This is a genomic window from Roseovarius sp. M141 (genome assembly GCF_024355225.1).
GTDB lineage: Bacteria > Pseudomonadota > Alphaproteobacteria > Rhodobacterales > Rhodobacteraceae > Roseovarius.
The window spans coordinates 1,330,830-1,346,939 of record NZ_VCNH01000008.1 but is presented as its reverse complement, the minus strand read 5'-3'; the positions used below and the strand labels follow the sequence as shown (position 1 = coordinate 1,346,939).

The following is a 16,110-nucleotide window of genomic DNA, read 5'->3' as shown; positions in this document are numbered from 1 at the left end:
CGTCACGCTGTCGGTTCCGGCTCCATCTCGCCGTCACTCCCGCGTGGCGTCTTGGGTTTGGTTTTGGGTATTGCCGTGACGGACGGTGCACTGCCGGAATCCGCGTCATCATCATCGTCGCTGGCCCGCGGAGCCTCGCCACGGGCGACGCGCTGGATTTCCTCGCCGGTCAGCGTCTCGTATTCCAGCAGGCCCTCGGCCAGCCGCGTCCAGTCGTCCTTTTTCTCCGTCAGGATGCGGTGTGCAGTGGTATAAGCCTCGTCGATCAGGCGTTTGACCTCGGCCTCGATCAGTTCCTTGGTCGCGGCCGAGATTGAGAAGCTGCCCGCACCGTTGCCCATATAGCCCTCATGCGCCTGCTGATAATCGATATTACCGACCTTTTCAGACATACCCCAGCGCAAGACCATCGCGCGGGCAAGGCCGCTGGCCTGCTGAATATCACCGGCCGGACCGTTCGATACGTCCTCGGGGCCGTACTTGATGATTTCCGCAGCCTTCCCGGCCATCGTCATCGCCAGCTTTTGCTCGCATTCCGATTTGTGCCAGTTCAGACGGTCGATCTCGGGCAGGGAGACAACCATACCCAGCGCGCCGCCGCGCGGGATGATCGTGGCCTTATAGACCGTATCGCATTTCGGCAGGGCCAGACCGACGATGGCGTGACCGGCCTCGTGGTAGGCGGTCTTTTCCTTCTGGTCCTGTGTCAGGACCATGCTGCGCCGTTCGGCGCCCATCATGACCTTGTCCTTGGCCATCTCGAAATCGTCCATGGTCACAAAGCGGCGTCCCAGACGCGCCGCCATCAGCGCGGCCTCGTTCACCAAGTTCGCCAGATCGGCACCGGAAAACCCTGGCGAGCCACGCGCAATGATGCGCAGATCAACGTCGGGGCCCAGCGGCGTCTTGCGCGCGTGAACGCCCAGAATCTTTTCACGGCCCTTGATGTCCGGATTCGGCACGGTCACCTGACGGTCAAAGCGACCGGGGCGCAGCAGCGCGGGGTCCAGCACGTCCTTGCGGTTGGTGGCGGCAACGATGATCACGCCCTCATTGGCCTCGAAACCGTCCATTTCCACCAGCAGCTGGTTCAGTGTCTGCTCGCGTTCGTCGTTGCCGCCCCCATAGCCCGCGCCACGATGGCGGCCAACCGCGTCAATCTCGTCGATGAACACGATGCAGGGCGCGTTTTTCTTGGCCTGCTCGAACATATCGCGCACGCGGGATGCGCCGACACCCACGAACATCTCGACAAAATCCGAACCGGAAATGGTGAAGAACGGCACGCCCGCCTCGCCCGCGATGGCGCGCGCCAGCAGTGTCTTACCGGTGCCCGGAGGGCCGACCAGCAGCGCACCCTTGGGAATCTGCCCGCCAAGCCGCGAAAATTTCTGCGGGTTGCGCAGGAATTCGACAATCTCTTCCAGTTCTTCCTTGGCCTCGTCGATACCGGCGACGTCATCAAATGTCACGCGGCCGCTCTTCTCGGTCAGCATCTTGGCCTTGGATTTACCAAAGCCCATGGCGCCGCCTTTGCCGCCACCCTGCATGCGGTTCATGAAATAGATCCACACGCCGATCAGCAGAAGGAAGGGCAGCAGCGACAGCAAGAAGGTCTGAAAGCCCGACTGCTGCTGTGCCTTGGCCGTGACCGGAATGCCCTTGTCGATCAGGAGTTGCGTGATGTCCGCATCGCCCGGCTTGACCGAGCTGTAATCCTTGCCGTCGGTCCTGCGGAAGGTCACGTTTTCGCCATCCAGCGTCACGTTGGTCACGGCGTCGTCTTTTATCGCAGCGACGAACTCGGAATATTTGACCGTTTGGCTCTGCAACGCGCCGCCCGAGCCACTGAAGAGGTTGAACAGCGCCAAAACCAGCAGGAACAGGACCAGCCAGAAGGCGATATTGCGTGCGTTGCCCAAGGAAATTCTCCCAATCTACGTCTCCCGGCGCATAGCACGCGGGGCTTATCCTTTAAATAGAGATCATGGGCCTATCTTCAATGCGATAATAACATCGACTGCAAATCAGTCGCGCTGCGGCAGAGTTGGGCAGACCATCCGTTCGGGTATCCGGCGATGGGCGCGGCGACCAGATCGCCCCCTTGCCAGACAGCCGGCGTTGTCTCGACAGAATGCAGCGGAAGGCCGGTTTCGCGCCAGTCCGGGCAGGCTGCGCGCCCTTCCGGCCCCAGCGCGCGGATGCGTGCGCCGGGGGTATCCGGGCCACTCAAACACCAGCGCCCGTCCCACAGCGCGCCGGGCGCGGCGGCGGCGTTCCGGACTGCGGCGAATTCACGCGCAAGCCGGATGGTGCCCGCCGACGCCGTCACACGGCACCCGGCCAGCGTGCCGCCCTGCCCGGTGGCCAGCCCGGCCATCAGCCGGTCCAGATCCGGGCCGCGCGCGCCATATCCCGCCCCAGTGATCCAGCGTAGCCCGGCCGACAGAATGCGGCGTGCGATGTCAGGGCGTAGCGCGGCGAAGGGTTCGGACGGAATCAGCAGATCGCCCTGCTGAACCTGCACCAACGCGCGCGCCTCGCTGGCGGCGTAATGGCCCAGCGTTGCGCGCGCCTCTGCCATGTGCCGCGCCACATCGGCCAGCGCATCGGGCGTCACGCCAACCGGCGCCAGCGCATTCAGCGCGCAGCGCGCCTGCGTCCGGCGATAGCGGCCATCGGCATTGCTGGGGTCGTCAATCCACTGCGCCCCGCGCGTCGCCAGATAGCTGCACAGATCAGCCCGACTGGCAGACAAAAGCGGGCGGTGCAGCGTCACGCGCCCCTCGGACCGGCGCGCGGGCATGGCGGCCAGCCCATCCACCCCGGCGCGGCGGGCAAGGCGCATCAGCAGCGTCTCGGCAACATCATCCTGCGTATGGCCCAGCGCAATGCCGGGCAAACCCTGCGACGCCGCCCAGCGGGCCATAAGCGCATATCGCGCGCGGCGCGCCTCGGCAGCCAGATTGCCCTGCCCGTCCCAGCCATCCCATGCCAGCGTGTCATGTTTAATGCCCAGCCCGGCACACACGGCCGCGACCTGCGCCGCTTCGCCAGCAGATTCAAGCCGCAGGCGGTGGTCGACGGTAACGCAGCGCAACGGTGCACCGCCCCACTCGGCCACCAGGTGCAACAGGGCCAGAGAATCGCTACCGCCCGACACGGCAATACCCAGCGGACGTGTATCATTTTGAAAATGCTGCGCGATCAGCGCGGCGGGACTGGTCGCAGGCGGCGCCGTCACTGACAGCTGATATCTTGCATCTCGCTGCGCGCCTCATTGCCGACGGGATCACCCGGAAAACGCGTTTCGACCTCGGCCAGCGTCTGGCATGCGGCGTCGGTCTGGCCCAACTGGCCCAGCGCGCGGCCCAGACGGAACAGCGCGCCCGGGGCCTGCGGCCCGGTCTTGTCCGCCGAAAACGCGTCGAGATAGGATTTTGCCGATGCCTTGGTATCGCCAGCCCCCTCAAATGCCTGCCCCCGCATCAAATGCGCGCGCGCGCTCAGCGGGCTGCCGGGATAGGTCTGCAGAAAGGTGCCGAACTGATCTGCCGCAAGGGTATTGTCGCCTGCGGCAAAGGCCGCCTCGGCCGCGTCGAAATCGGCCCGCTCGCCCACGGCCAGCGGCTCGGATGGCTCCTGCACCGTCTCGGTCGGCTGAATGGCGGGGGTAATGGCACTGCCACCCGACTCGGGCATCGCGCCGCCACCCAGCGTCGTCGTCTCGCCCAGCTTGGAGGTGTCGCCACCCTCCAGCTCAACCAGGCGAAACTCCAGATCGCCGATGCGGTTGGTTCCGTCCCGCACGACGCTGTCGATGCGCTGCTGCATCTCTTCGGTGCGGGCGGTCATGCGCTGCAGTTCGCTTTCGATCGCCCCGACCCGGTCAAGGACCGAGCCGGACGTATTCAACTGCCCGCTCGCCCCTGTCGTGCTCAGCTCGCGCTTGAGCTTTTGCACCTCGACATAGAGCACCGACATCTCTTGGCGGATGTCGGCCAGCGTCGTTGACCGGTCCTGCGCAATGGCAGGCATGGTCAGGGCAAGCGTGGCGGTCAGGATCAGGGCGGCGAGGCGGCGCATCGGCGAACTCCGGTCAAGTGGTGTTGAAACGCTTTAGCTGTTCGCACCGACCGAAATGACGGTCACGGCGCGGCGGTTCTGGGTATAGCAAGCCTCGTTGCTGCAAATCTCGATCGGGCGTTCCTTGCCATAGCTGACGGTCCGCAGGCGGTTTGCCGAAACACCCTGCCCGATCAGATATTCCTCGACCGAGTTGGCGCGGCGCGCACCCAGCGCGAGGTTGTATTCGCGCGTGCCCTGCTCATCGGCGTGGCCTTCGATCACGGCGTTATAGTCGCGGTTGGTCATCAGCCACTGCGCCTGTCCGTCCAGCGTGCGCTGGCCCTCGGGCGTCAGGGTGTAGGTGTCGATGACAAACAGCACGCGGTCGCCCACGGTCTGCTGAAAATAGGCCGTCGACCGGGGATCGGAAGCCGATCCATCCATGCCAGCGCCGACGCCACCATTCAGACCTGCGGCGCTATCATCGCCGAAACGGTCCGGGCTGGTGCAGGCGGCCAGCGCCAATGCGGCGCAAAGAAGTGTCGTGGTCTTCAGGAAGGTCATCGTCATGCCTCGCTCGATAATGTTGTGCGCCGGTTCGCGCGTGTTTTGCGGTGTTCTACCACAGCAAACGAGCCAAGGGAAACGCCCCGAGAGCCCGCTTGGCGAAAACTATTGCAGCGGCGACCACGACGGATCACTGGCGCCGCCGCCGGTGGTCACGGCGCGCAGATTGCGCCCGGTGATGTCCACCGAATAAAGGCCTGCCTGCCCGCTGGCGCCCTGCGTTTCGCGCGTGAACATGATCACGCGGCCATTGGGCGCCCATGTCGGCCCCTCATCCAGAAAGGACGCGGTCAGCAGCCGCTCTTCGCTGCCATCGACGCGCATGACGCCGATGTGAAAGCGGCTTTTGCTTTGCTTGGTAAAGGCGATCAGATCTCCGCGCGGCGACCAGACGGGCGTGCCATAATTGCCCTCGCCGTTCGAGATGCGCCGCGCCTCGCCACCGCCCGCGCTCATCACATAGAGCTGGCTGCGCCCGGTGCGGTCGCTTTGGAACACGATCTGACTGCCATCGGGGCTGTAGCTGGGGGCGGTTTCGATCGACGGCGCGCTGGTCAGGCGCTGGCTGGCGCCCGAATTGACGTCCATCGTGTAGATGTCGGTATTACCGCCGGACTCGACCGAATAGACCACCGTCTGCCCGTTGGGGGAAAAGCGGGGCGCAAAGCTCATCGTGCCATCCTGCGCAGGCAGTGACCGGCGGTTCACGCTGGCGACGTCCAGCACGTAGATCCGGGGAAAGCCGCTCTCGTAGCTGGTATAGAGGATGCGATCACCGGTGGGCGAAAAGCGCGGCGCCAGCACCAGCGATGCAGAATCGGTCAGGTAGGTGATGTTCGCGCCATCGTAGTCCATGATCGCCAGCCGCTTGGCGCGGTTGTCCTTGGGACCGGTTTCCGAGACATAGACGACACGGCTGTCGAAATAGCCACCCTCGCCGGTGATGCGGCTGTAAACTTGATCGGCGATCTTGTGCGCGATGCGGCGCCAACCGTCCGCGGTGCCGACAAATTGCTGCCCTGCGCCCAACTCCTGGCCCGAAAACACATCCCAGACGCGAAACTGCACGGTCAGGCGCCCCGAGGAATCCGTATCAACCGCGCCCGTCACCAGCGCCTGCGCATTCACGGCCTTCCAGTCCGCGAATTGCACGGGGCTGGAAAAGCTGGTCACGCGGCTGATATGCGCGCTGGCCGGAATTTCGCGAAACAGCCCGGTGCCACTGAGATCGGCGGCGATGAGGCCGGAAATGTCCTGCGCCATCTGCCCGCTGGTGCCGCCACCGGGCACGAAGGTCGGCACGGCGAACGGCATCGGCTCGATCACGCCTTCGGTGATTTCCAGCCGCAACGGGCCGTTCTGCGCAAACGCAGATGGGGCGAGAAAACTTGAGCAAAGGGCCAGCAGGGCCAGGAATCGCAGGGCCGAAAGACGCACCATTATTTGATCCTCATATTCTCGGGGTTAAATACCAGTTCCACATTGCGCCATGACGCATATTTTTCAACCGGCAAGGCGAAACCGCGTGCGCCGCAGCGGATGATTGCCCGCCGCGCCGCCTCATACGCCTGTTTCGCCGCACCCGAAGTGCCGCCGGTGGACTCGATCATGCGGATCGTGCTGTCGATGGGCTTTGCATCCTCGGTCATCTCAAACGCGACGGTGACGGTGGTGGCCAGCGCGTCCGAACTGAGCGAGCCGACGTTCCAGCAGTTTTGCACGGCGATGCGCATGCCGTCCTTTTCGCCCGACGTCAGCGGCGGGCCTGCCGACGCGGACGGCGTTGCGGGCGCGGGCGCGTCCGCTGCGGCGCCAAGCGCTGCGGCCAGCGCGTCCTCGATCCCGGCACTGTCGGCAGTGGGCGCTGGCTCATCAACGGGGCTGGCCTCGGCAGCCTGGGTTTCAGGCTCGGCTTCGGGCTGAGCCTCAGGCGCGGGCGCGGGACGGTTCGGGCGCGCCTTGGGGCGCACCGATTTTGACGGCGTGGCCTGCTCGGCCTCGGTCACGATCTCTGTCGCGGCGGCCTCGGGGGCGGTTGCTTCCGCTTCCTCGCGCGGGGTCTCGGCGGCCTCGTCCGGCACGGCCTCTTCACGCACGACGTCGTCGACCTGGGTGTCGGGTTCCGGCGGGTCGACCTGCTGAGGCGCCACACGTTCCGCCGGGCGCTGTTGCGGGCGCAGCGCTGTGTCGGGCACCAGCGCCGCCATATCTTCGGCTGGTGTCTGGATGGTCGGCGCCTCGTCCGACACTTCGGTCTCGGCGGGGGGGATGGGGGGCTGGGGCGCCGGATCGGGTGCCGTTTCCGGTGCGGAATCCGGCACCGGAGTTGCCGGCGCGGCGTCGGCGGCGCTGCTCATGTCCGGCGCGTCCTGCGGCAATTCAGGCTCCAGCAGGGCGGGCGGCGCGATCTCGGCTGACTCGTCCGGCGCGGTGGCGCCAGACAGGATGGCGGCGTATTCCTCGGAACTGACGGCCGTCACCTGAGTTACCTGGAAATCCAGCGGTTCGGGCGCGAACCAGCCGCCAAACAGCAGCCAGCCGATCAGGCCGATATGGCCCGCCCCCGATATGATCTGACCTGTGTTCACCGCGCTGCGCGCCTCAGCCTTCGGGCGCGTCCAGCGACGGGCCGCCTGCGTCCGTCACCAGACCAATATTGTCAAAACCGCCCTTGTTGAGGGCACCCATGATCTGCACCACGTCCGAATAGGGCACCGCGCCGTCAGCGCGCAGATACACGCGGTTGCCATCACGCTCGGCGGCAATGGCCCGCAGACGCCCGATCAGATCGGCCCGGTCCACTTCGGTCGTCTGGATCGATACGGCGCCATCCGCGGCAAGCGTGATCGTCAGCGGTTCTTCCTGTTCGCCAGGCAGCGCATTGGCCGCCGTCTTGGGCAGTTCAATCGGGATGCCGACCGTCATCAGCGGCGCCGCCACCATAAAGATAATCAGCAGCACCAGCATCACGTCGACAAAGGGCGTGACGTTGATTTCGGACATCGCCCGGGCGCGGCTGCGGTTCCGCCTGCGCCGCTTGCCGCCGCCTGAATTGTGAACGGCTGCCCCCATGACCTAGCTGTCCAACTGGCGGCTGAGGATCGTCGCGAATTCATCGGCGAAGGCCTCGTAGCCTGCAACGATGCGGTCGCTGTCCGCGCTCAGCTTGTTATAGAATATGACGGCGGGTATAGCCGCCAGCAGGCCCAGCGCCGTGGCCAGAAGCGCCTCGGCGATGCCCGGCGCCACGACAGCAAGGCTGGTATTCTGCGACGCGGCAATACCGATAAACGCGTGCATGATGCCCCAGACCGTGCCGAACAACCCGACGAAGGGCGCGGTGCTGCCCACGGTTGCCAGAACCGGCAGACCCGATTGCATGGCCTCGGTTTCCTTGGCGATAGCCACGTCCATGCTGCGATCGATACGCGCGGTCGCGCCTGCGATCATGCCCCCATCGGTACGGTGGCTGCGGCGCCATTCCATCATGCCGGACGCAAAGATGCGCTGCGATTGCCCATCCGGCTCGGTCCCAATCTGTTCGAACAGCTCATCCAGCGGCTCGCCCGACCAGAATTGCCGGTCAAAGGCCTCGGCCTCGGCCCGCGCCTTGCGATACATGATCAGCTTTTGCACGATGATCGACCACGCCCAAAAGGACGCGAGGATCAGCATCAGCATCACCAATTTCACGATGAACGTCGCTTGGGCAAACATGCCCCACATGGAAAAATCCATGTCCTGCGCCAATGCGAGGGTTTCTGCTTCCATCTGCCTGCTCTTTTTTTGTGGCCCGCCTCTAGATAGGCCCTGTTTCGCCGGACGCTAGCCTAAACCGCAGACAAAATCCAATGACATCGCCGGACGGCGCGCAAATTTTAGCGATCAGTGCAAAAGCAGGCGGATATTTGCCGGAAGGCGTACCGGATGACCCGTATCGGTCAGGCAGACGATAGTGACGACCGCCGTAAACACCGCTGCGCCGTCCCGGCTGACCTGCTGGTGCAGCACAAGGCGCGCACCGGTGACCGATTGCACCTCGGTCTGCACCTCCAGCTGGTCGTCGAACCGGGCGGCCATCAGATAGTCGCACTCAACACGGCGTACGGCAAATACAGTGCCGTCCTCTTCCTTCATCGCGCGCTGGTCGATGCCCGTGCCGCGCACCCAGTCACTGCGCGCGCGCTCGATGAATTTGAGATAGTTGGCGTGATAGACGATACCGCCCATGTCGGTATCTTCGTAATAGACGCGGATCGGAAATACATGGCTCATAAGGCGCAACTTAGGCCCGGCATCGCGGCGCCGCAAGCAAGCCCGGCGCCATTTTCAGCAACTACCGAACAGGGCCATGACCCTGATCTTTGCCGCGCCGGGAAAGCGGCTGATCTGTGCTGATGTCGTCGCATCATCGAAGGCCCCGGACTCAGACCTCCCGCATTCGCGCCGCCAGCCGCAGCGCGTGCGATGCGTCCTGCGCACATGGCGGCAGCACCGGATCATAGGCCGCCCGGATCAACGCCGAAATATCGGGGCGCAGCAGCGCGGCCTCCTGCCCCGGAACACGACCCAACGGCGACCGGTCCCGAAACGCGGTATCCGACCACAGAAGGATCGTCTGAGCCGCCTGACTGAGCGCCAGCGTCTCGGCCGGAACGGAGTCAAGATGTGTGTCCATGCGCAGGAACACGAAGGCAGCCTTGATCGCACCGCCTGCGTCGAAACGGAACACGCGGTACTGGTTCGCATTCGCGTCTTTTAGGCGGCCTACCAACGGCTCCAGGTCAGGGATCATCCGCCCCAGATCCGGCAGGTCCAACAGCTCGTCCCAAGTTCGAAAGAAGAACACCATCATGTTGGCGCCCAGCTCAGGATCGGTCTCGGCCGTATCGTGCCCTGCCAGCGCCGCGACTGCCTCGATCGCGCCCTTGATGATCGGCAAGGTCACATCGTCCACACCGAACACGACCGGCGCGATGGGCCGCCCCCAACGCGCGCACAGATAGCTGCCATCGCTTCGCGTGAAATGCGCCTCGATTTCATCGGGATTCATGCCTGCCTCCTGCCTTGTGCCACGGGCTGTCTAACGAAGAGTTCAGACGCCCGAAACGCCGATCTTTCACACCACATGCAAGGCCGACATGCGGTGGCGGCCAAGCATTGGGTATTTTCCCCCATAAAAAACAAGCGGCAGCACTTTCATCGTTCTTCAAATACTCAAATTTCGCCGCCCGCCACGCGCGTCACCCTTTGAACAGATCGGTTTGCCCCGCAGCTTTTGGCGGCGCGAGGCCCAAATGCGTCCAGGCGCGCTGTGCCAGCATCCGTCCACGCGGCGTGCGTTGGATCAGACCTTGTTGCAGCAGGTAAGGCTCAATCACCTCTTCCAGCGCGTCGCGCGATTCCGACAATGCGGCGCTCAGCGTCTCGATGCCGACGGGGCCGCCCTGATACGCCTCGGCGATCAGCGTCAGGTAGCGCCGGTCGGCGCTGTCGAGCCCCAGATGATCAACCCCCAGCCGCGTCAACGCCGAGTCGGCCAGGGCGCGCGTGATCGTGCCATCTCCATCGACCAGCGCAAAATCCACCACGCGGCGCAGCAGCCGCCCGGCGATACGCGGCGTGCCGCGCGCGCGCAGGGCGATCTCGCGGGCGCCATCCGTTGCGCAGGGAATGGACAACAGCGCCGCATTGCGCACAACGATTTCGTGCAGTTCGTCCACCGTGTAGAATTGGAGCCGCGTCGGGATGCCAAAGCGGTCACGCAGCGGTGTCGTCAGAAGGCCCAGCCGCGTGGTGGCGCCGACAAGGGTAAAGGGCGCCAGTTCGATCCGAACGGTACGTGCAGCCGGCCCCTCGCCAATGACGAGGTCCAGTTCGAAATCCTCCAGCGCCGGGTAGAGCACTTCTTCGACCGCCGGATTCAGGCGGTGGATTTCATCGATAAACAGCACATCGTTGCGTTCCAGATTGGTCAGGATGGCTGCCAGATCCCCCGCCTTGGCCAGCACCGGCCCGGACGTCATGCGAAACCCTACGCCCAGTTCACGCGCCATGATCTGCGCCAGCGTCGTCTTGCCCAGGCCGGGCGGACCATGGAACAGGGTGTGATCCATCGCCTGATTACGCTGGCGCGCAGACTGGATGAAGACGCGCAAATTCGCGCGCGCCTCGGCCTGGCCGATGAATTCGCTGAGCGCCTGCGGTCGCAGGCTGCGCCCTTCATCCTCGGCCAGTTTTTCGGGGCGCAGGGTGGGATCAGGATCGATCGTCATCGGGGAAACCTCATCCCTTGGGCGCGAGCAGCTTGAGCGCGGCGCGGATCAGGGCGGCAACGTCCGCCTCTGGCGCGTCGCCAGCGGCCTGTGCAACCGCGCCCGAGGCCTCGCCGGGCGCATAGCCCAGATTTGTCAGCGCCGACAGTGCCTCGGCCTGCGGGCCGGGGCCGGACGGCATGGCGCGTGGCGGCGGGGCGGGGCTGTCTGCCTCGATCAACTCGCCGCCGGGCTCTGATGCGGCGACGGTCGGGCCTGCGCCCATCGCCATGATTTCGGGCGCCTTATCCTTCAGCTCGTTCACGACGCGTTGCGCGGTCTTGGGGCCGATCCCCTTTGCCGCCTTGACCGAGTTCCAGTCGCCCAGCGCGATGGCGCGCCCCACGCCATCCGGGCCGAGCGTGCCCAGAATTGCAAGGCTGGCCTTGGCGCCGACGCCCTGAACGCTCATCAACAGGCGGTGCCATTCCTTTTCGACCAGCGTGGTGAAACCGAAAAGTTGCAGCACATCCTCGCGCACCAGCAGATCGGTATAAAGCGCCGCATGTTCACCGGCGCGGGGCAACGCCTGCATCGTGCGCTCCGAGCAGAACACCAGATAGCCGACACCGCGCACGTCGATCAGCACGTGATCAATGGCGCGATAATCGATGCGCCCCGCAATACGCCCGATCATGCCAGCGCCCTGGCGATACGTGCCCGGCTGGCCGCGTGATGCGCATGGCAGATTGCGACGGCCAGCGCATCAGCGGCATCCGGCCCTGTCAGAACCGCGCCGGGCAACTGCATCTTTACCATATGGGCGATCTGATCCTTGGTCGCGTGGCCGACGCCCACCACCGTCTTTTTCACCGTGTTGGGCGCATATTCACCCACCTCTATGCCGTATTGCGCGGGCGCCAGCAGGGCAATACCGCGCGCCTGCCCCAGCTTGAGCGTACCGGCGCCGTCCTTGTTCACAAATGTCTGCTCGACCGCTGAGGTCTGCGGCGCGTATTGGGTCAATATCGCGCTGAGCTGCTGAAACAGCGACAATAGCCGCGCAGGCAGGCCGTCACCCACCGAATGAAGCGTGCCATTGGCAACATGGCTCAGCCGACTGCCGTTGACATCAATCAGCCCCCAGCCCAAATTTCGCAATCCCGGATCGATGCCTAGAACCCGCATGATATCTTGCCCCTGCTCGCCCATGTTTATCCGGCGCTTTGCGATGCCTAGCACGAAACGGGAACACCTTCCAAGGAGAATACGCAGACAGGCAGAGGCCGCGCAACTTTTGTCTGACCCAGACTGCATCGCGGCAACAAAGTCTCGCCAGTGATCTGGGACCGGTCAGCTGTCTCAAACCCCTTAAAAAAAAGGTTGATGAGACCTTCGCCGACCTATGCAGCCGGCGCATGGTGACTATGCGCAAAGTGCCATTGTCAGAATGATCGGGGCTGTCTATCTGAGCGGCATCAGCAAGACACTTCCTGCCATGACACGCCGTCATGCAACCCAAAGGACGATTACAATGGCCGCTATCGACACCACCCGCTCTGCCCAGTTTCAGACCGCATCCGTCGGCCTGAACATCAGCCGCTTTGTGGCTGCCTTCACCGCATGGAAAGACGCTCGCGCAACACGCAAGGCGCTGTCAGTCCTGTCGGATCGCGAACTGGACGACATCGGGCTGACCCGGTCGGACATCGCCAAGTTCAGCGCACGCGGATGAGCGTGCAGCGCACCGCCGAACCGATCAGCACATTTTTCTAGAACGCGCGCACCAGACATGGGGCGCGCGTTTTGCTTTTGGCACCGGGTTCAGACGCGTCGCCACAGATGCAGCGCATCTCCGTCCACGGCCTGCACGTCCTCCAGCGAAAATCGAGGCGCATCGCTTAGCACATCCAGCCCCAGCGCCCCTATCGCAGCCCGGCCATCCGCGCCCAGTGCCAGCCCGGCAGTGAATCCGGCCAGCCTGTCCACCACATCCGCCTTCAGCAGCGATGCGGCCAGCGCACCGCCGCCCTCGCAAAAGATGCGCGTCAGCCCGGCGGCGCCCAGCGCCTGCATTGCGGCCATCATATCCAGCCCGGCATCGCGCAGCGGGCAGGCGATCAGATGCGCGCCGACACTTTCCCATGCCGCGATCGCCGCCGCATCCGCGTCTGGCCCGTGGATCAGCCAGACCGGCACATCGCGCGCGGTCTGCGCAAATTGCGACATGAGCGGCAGAGTCAGCCGCCGCGACACCGCGATGCGCACTGGCTGATACCGCGCGCCCATGCCGCGCACCGTCAGCATCGGATCGTCGGCGCGCACGGTGCCCGCCCCCACCATCACGGCGTCATGTCGTGCGCGCATCGCATGGACGGCGCGGCGCGCGCCCGGCCCGGTGATCCATTTCGACTGGCCGCCCGCCGTGGCAATGCGCCCGTCAAAGGACGTCGCCAGCTTCAGCAGCAGCTCGGGTCGCCCCCGTTGAACGCGGCTGAGGAACCCGCCCAGATCGCGCGCGGCCTCTTTGGCCAGAACGCCGACGGTGACCTGAATGCCGGCGCCGCGCAGCATCGAAAAGCCGCGCCCTGACACCCGCGGGTCCGGATCATCTGCCGCCACGACAACCCGCGCGATGCCTGCGGCAATCAGCGCTTCGCTGCAAGGCGGGGTGCGGCCATGATGCGCGCAAGGTTCCAGCGTGACATAAGCGGTGGCGCCGTGCGCCGCCGCGCCCGCCTGCGCCAACGCCTGCGTTTCGGCATGGGGCCGCCCGCCCGGCTGCGTCCAGCCGCGCCCGACGATGCGCTCGCCATGGGCGATGACGCAGCCAACGGCAGGATTGGGCCAGGTATTGCCCTGCCCGCGCCGTCCCAGCCCGAGGGCCACGCGCATAAAGCGGATGTCGGCGCGATCCCTCACGTCTTGGGCGGCTCGGTCCCGGTAAGGGTTTCAGGGCGCAGTTCGCTCACGAACTTGTCGAAATCGTCGGCGGCCTGAAAATTCTTGTAGACGCTGGCAAAGCGCACATACGCGACCGTATCGATCCGCGCGAGGCTTTCCATCACGATCTCGCCCACTGTTTTCGAGGCGATGTCGGTGTCGCCCATGCTTTCGAGGCGGCGCACGATGCCGGAAATCATCTGCTCGATCCGCTCTGGCTCGACCGGGCGTTTTTGCAAGGCGATGCGGATCGACCGCTCCAGCTTGTCGCGGTCGAAATCCTCGCGACGGCCATTGGTCTTGACCACAACCAGATCGCGCAACTGCACACGTTCATAGGTGGTGAAACGTCCGCCGCACGCCGGACACAATCGCCGTCGCCGGATCGAGACATGCTCCTCGGCGGGGCGTGAATCCTTGACCTGGGTTTCGATATTTCCGCAAAACGGGCAGCGCATAGGCCTGTCCTTTTATTGTCTCTGCCTCTCGGGCTTTGGGTCTGTGGCCCAATTATCCACAGCCACTATAGGACAGCCTCAAAGTTTTGGGTAGATGGGAAATCGCACCCCCAGATACAGCGTCACGGACCTTTGTCGCCCCTCGCACGTTGGGTGCGATAACGCTTTCAAAGGAATTCACACATGACGGACAAGGTTCTTTTCATCACGGGTGCCTCCTCGGGCATCGGCGCCGAAACGGCACGCCGCGCGGTAGATGCGGGATGGCGCGTCGCCCTTTTTGCGCGCAGCGAGGACAAGCTGAACACGCTCGCGGGCGAGATCGGTGATGGGGCGCTCGCCCTGCCCGGCGACGTTACTGACCTCAAGGCGCTGACGGATGCCATTGCAAAAACGGTCGCGCATTTTGGGCAGGTTGATGCGGTCTATGCCAATGCCGGCACCGGGCTGGACATACCGGGCGTCGAGGATGGCGATCCCGAAGAATGGCGCAGCCTGATCGACATCAACGTGACGGGTGTACTGCTGACCCTCAAAGCGGCCTATCCTGAACTGAAGAAAACCAAAGGGCATCTGATCCTGACCGGATCCGTCGCGGGCCGCGTGCACATTTCGGGCTCGATCTACGGCGCGTCGAAATGGTTTGTTCACGGGCTGGCGGGTAATTTGGCGCAGGACATGCGTGAATGGGGCGGGCGCTGCACCGTGATCGCGCCGGGCATGGTCGATACGCCGTTTTTTGACACGCCGAAACCTGACAAACTCAAGCCGCTGGACGTTGCCAATGCCGTTGTCTACGCTTTGAACCAACCATCCCACGCCAACGTGCAAGAGGTCGTGGTAATGCCTACGGGCTGACAAATGGCAGGAGCGACATGATGCAGGAAACCCCCGGAACAGCCCAGTGGCGCAAGGCGATGCGCCAAGAGCTGATAGAAGCCCGGCAGGCCATCCCGGTCGCCGCCCGGCAAAAGGCCGACGCGCAATTGGCAAATCGTCTGGACGCCCTGATTGGCGATGTCCAAGGGCGGACCATATCGCTGTACTGGCCGTTCCGGGGCGAACCTGACCTGCGCGCTTGGGCCGCTGCCTGCCGGGACCGGGGCGCGGCGCTGGCATTGCCCGTCGTCGTGGCCAAGGCTACGCCACTGGAGTTCCGCCGCTGGGTGCCCGGCGACAAATTGGAAAAAGGCGTCTGGAACATCCCCATTCCGCCGGACAGTTCCGAAGTTGTCGCGCCTGATATCGTCCTGTCCCCCGTGGTGGGTCTGGACGCGGCTAATTTCAGACTGGGATATGGCGGCGGTTTTTTTGACCGCACGATCGCGGCCCTACGCGAGAGCGGCCATACCGCAAGGGTCATCGGCGTCGGGTATGCGCAACAAAAGATGGACACAATCCATTCGCATGAATTCGACATTCCGATGGATGATGCCGTCCTGATAGACACGACAGACCCAGTGTAAACAGACCCAGAGTAACAAGCGCGCCAACCCCAGTGGCAGACACGCTTTCAATCTGGTTTTTACCAGACATGATATCATGCAGGATCGGCCCTAAGCCCCCACGACACAAACCGAACGGGGAAGGTCATCATCCCGCATGAAGGATGGCAGGGCCAAGCCGCCATCAGTGACAACCGGTTTCTGGCGCAACTCACGCAGTGTTGCCTCGCATTCCGCAAGCTCGTCCTGAGCCACTTCGATCTGAAAAACTTCAGCCTGACCAGTGTCCACGATATCAAAAGTCGTCGCCAGTCCGGCAACAGGGGCACTCAGGGCGGCGATGATGATAAGGCGTTTCATTGCATTCTCCTTTGA

19 protein-coding genes are annotated in these 16,110 nt (G+C 64.2%); 3 read left to right on the top strand and 16 right to left on the bottom strand.

The window, feature by feature from the left end:
- Positions 1-2: 2 nt before the first annotated feature.
- The 13 genes from ftsH to ruvC form a co-directional block, all read right to left on the bottom strand.
- Complete coding sequence (gene ftsH, locus FGD77_RS10605; protein ID WP_255009340.1) at positions 3-1,922, bottom strand: ATP-dependent zinc metalloprotease FtsH; 1,920 nt, start codon at positions 1,920-1,922, stop codon at positions 3-5.
- A gap of 77 nt (positions 1,923-1,999) precedes the next feature.
- On the bottom strand, positions 2,000-3,244 hold the full coding sequence (gene tilS, locus FGD77_RS10600; protein WP_255009337.1) for a tRNA lysidine(34) synthetase TilS: 1,245 nt from the start codon (positions 3,242-3,244) through the stop codon (positions 2,000-2,002).
- A complete protein-coding gene (gene ybgF, locus FGD77_RS10595; RefSeq protein WP_255009334.1) occupies positions 3,241-4,086 on the bottom strand; it encodes a tol-pal system protein YbgF in 846 nt (281 codons plus the stop codon). Before ybgF ends, tilS begins: the two co-directional genes overlap by 4 nt.
- Before the next feature lie 33 nt (positions 4,087-4,119).
- Positions 4,120-4,632, bottom strand: a complete 513-nt coding sequence (gene pal, locus FGD77_RS10590; protein WP_255014178.1) for a peptidoglycan-associated lipoprotein Pal — start codon at positions 4,630-4,632, stop codon at positions 4,120-4,122.
- 108 nt (positions 4,633-4,740) lie between these two features.
- Positions 4,741-6,075: a Tol-Pal system beta propeller repeat protein TolB gene (tolB, locus tag FGD77_RS10585; RefSeq protein ID WP_255009332.1), complete on the bottom strand. Its 1,335-nt coding sequence runs from the start codon at positions 6,073-6,075 to the stop codon at positions 4,741-4,743.
- The gene (locus tag FGD77_RS10580) at positions 6,075-7,223 is read right to left on the bottom strand and encodes an energy transducer TonB (protein ID WP_255009330.1); all 1,149 of its coding nucleotides are present in this window, start codon (positions 7,221-7,223) and stop codon (positions 6,075-6,077) included. The genes tolB and FGD77_RS10580 overlap by 1 nt, the downstream gene beginning before the upstream one ends.
- Before the next feature lie 13 nt (positions 7,224-7,236).
- A complete protein-coding gene (gene tolR / locus FGD77_RS10575) occupies positions 7,237-7,707 on the bottom strand; it encodes a protein TolR (protein WP_255009328.1) in 471 nt (156 codons plus the stop codon).
- A 3-nt stretch (positions 7,708-7,710) separates the two neighbouring features.
- Positions 7,711-8,406 (bottom strand): protein TolQ, encoded by a 696-nt coding sequence (gene tolQ, locus FGD77_RS10570; protein WP_255009325.1) that lies wholly within the window; start codon positions 8,404-8,406, stop codon positions 7,711-7,713.
- A gap of 114 nt (positions 8,407-8,520) precedes the next feature.
- A complete protein-coding gene (gene ybgC / locus FGD77_RS10565; RefSeq protein WP_255009322.1) occupies positions 8,521-8,910 on the bottom strand; it encodes a tol-pal system-associated acyl-CoA thioesterase in 390 nt (129 codons plus the stop codon).
- A gap of 151 nt (positions 8,911-9,061) precedes the next feature.
- Positions 9,062-9,688, bottom strand: coding sequence for a hypothetical protein (locus tag FGD77_RS10560; RefSeq protein WP_255009319.1), 627 nt, complete (start codon positions 9,686-9,688; stop codon positions 9,062-9,064).
- Positions 9,689-9,878: 190 nt separating this feature from the next.
- Positions 9,879-10,910: a Holliday junction branch migration DNA helicase RuvB gene (gene ruvB / locus FGD77_RS10555; RefSeq protein ID WP_255009316.1), complete on the bottom strand. Its 1,032-nt coding sequence runs from the start codon at positions 10,908-10,910 to the stop codon at positions 9,879-9,881.
- A 10-nt stretch (positions 10,911-10,920) separates the two neighbouring features.
- Positions 10,921-11,586, bottom strand: a complete 666-nt coding sequence (gene ruvA, locus FGD77_RS10550) for a Holliday junction branch migration protein RuvA (protein WP_255009314.1) — start codon at positions 11,584-11,586, stop codon at positions 10,921-10,923.
- Positions 11,583-12,077, bottom strand: a complete 495-nt coding sequence (gene ruvC / locus FGD77_RS10545) for a crossover junction endodeoxyribonuclease RuvC (RefSeq protein WP_255009312.1) — start codon at positions 12,075-12,077, stop codon at positions 11,583-11,585. The genes ruvA and ruvC overlap by 4 nt, the downstream gene beginning before the upstream one ends.
- A 346-nt stretch (positions 12,078-12,423) precedes the next feature.
- On the opposite strand from ruvC, the gene FGD77_RS10540 reads away from it, so the two are divergent.
- Positions 12,424-12,624 (top strand): DUF1127 domain-containing protein, encoded by a 201-nt coding sequence (locus FGD77_RS10540; RefSeq protein ID WP_255009309.1) that lies wholly within the window; start codon positions 12,424-12,426, stop codon positions 12,622-12,624.
- 89 nt (positions 12,625-12,713) lie between these two features.
- On the opposite strand, the gene ribD is transcribed toward FGD77_RS10540, so the two are convergent.
- Both ribD and nrdR read right to left on the bottom strand, forming a co-directional pair.
- Positions 12,714-13,784, bottom strand: coding sequence for a bifunctional diaminohydroxyphosphoribosylaminopyrimidine deaminase/5-amino-6-(5-phosphoribosylamino)uracil reductase RibD (gene ribD, locus FGD77_RS10535; protein WP_255014177.1), 1,071 nt, complete (start codon positions 13,782-13,784; stop codon positions 12,714-12,716).
- Between the two features lie 23 nt (positions 13,785-13,807).
- On the bottom strand, positions 13,808-14,290 hold the full coding sequence (gene nrdR / locus FGD77_RS10530; protein WP_255009307.1) for a transcriptional regulator NrdR: 483 nt from the start codon (positions 14,288-14,290) through the stop codon (positions 13,808-13,810).
- A gap of 183 nt (positions 14,291-14,473) precedes the next feature.
- Here nrdR and FGD77_RS10525 point away from each other — a divergent pair, with 183 nt between their 5' ends.
- Positions 14,474-15,148, top strand: a complete 675-nt coding sequence (locus tag FGD77_RS10525; RefSeq protein ID WP_255009304.1) for an SDR family oxidoreductase — start codon at positions 14,474-14,476, stop codon at positions 15,146-15,148.
- A gap of 20 nt (positions 15,149-15,168) precedes the next feature.
- Positions 15,169-15,756 carry a 5-formyltetrahydrofolate cyclo-ligase gene (locus tag FGD77_RS10520; RefSeq protein WP_255009302.1) on the top strand — a complete coding sequence of 196 codons (588 nt, stop codon included), beginning with the start codon at positions 15,169-15,171 and terminating at the stop codon, positions 15,754-15,756.
- Between the two features lie 90 nt (positions 15,757-15,846).
- On the opposite strand, the gene FGD77_RS10515 is transcribed toward FGD77_RS10520, so the two are convergent.
- Positions 15,847-16,095: a hypothetical protein gene (locus tag FGD77_RS10515; RefSeq protein ID WP_255009300.1), complete on the bottom strand. Its 249-nt coding sequence runs from the start codon at positions 16,093-16,095 to the stop codon at positions 15,847-15,849.
- Between the last annotated feature and the right edge of the window lie 15 nt (positions 16,096-16,110).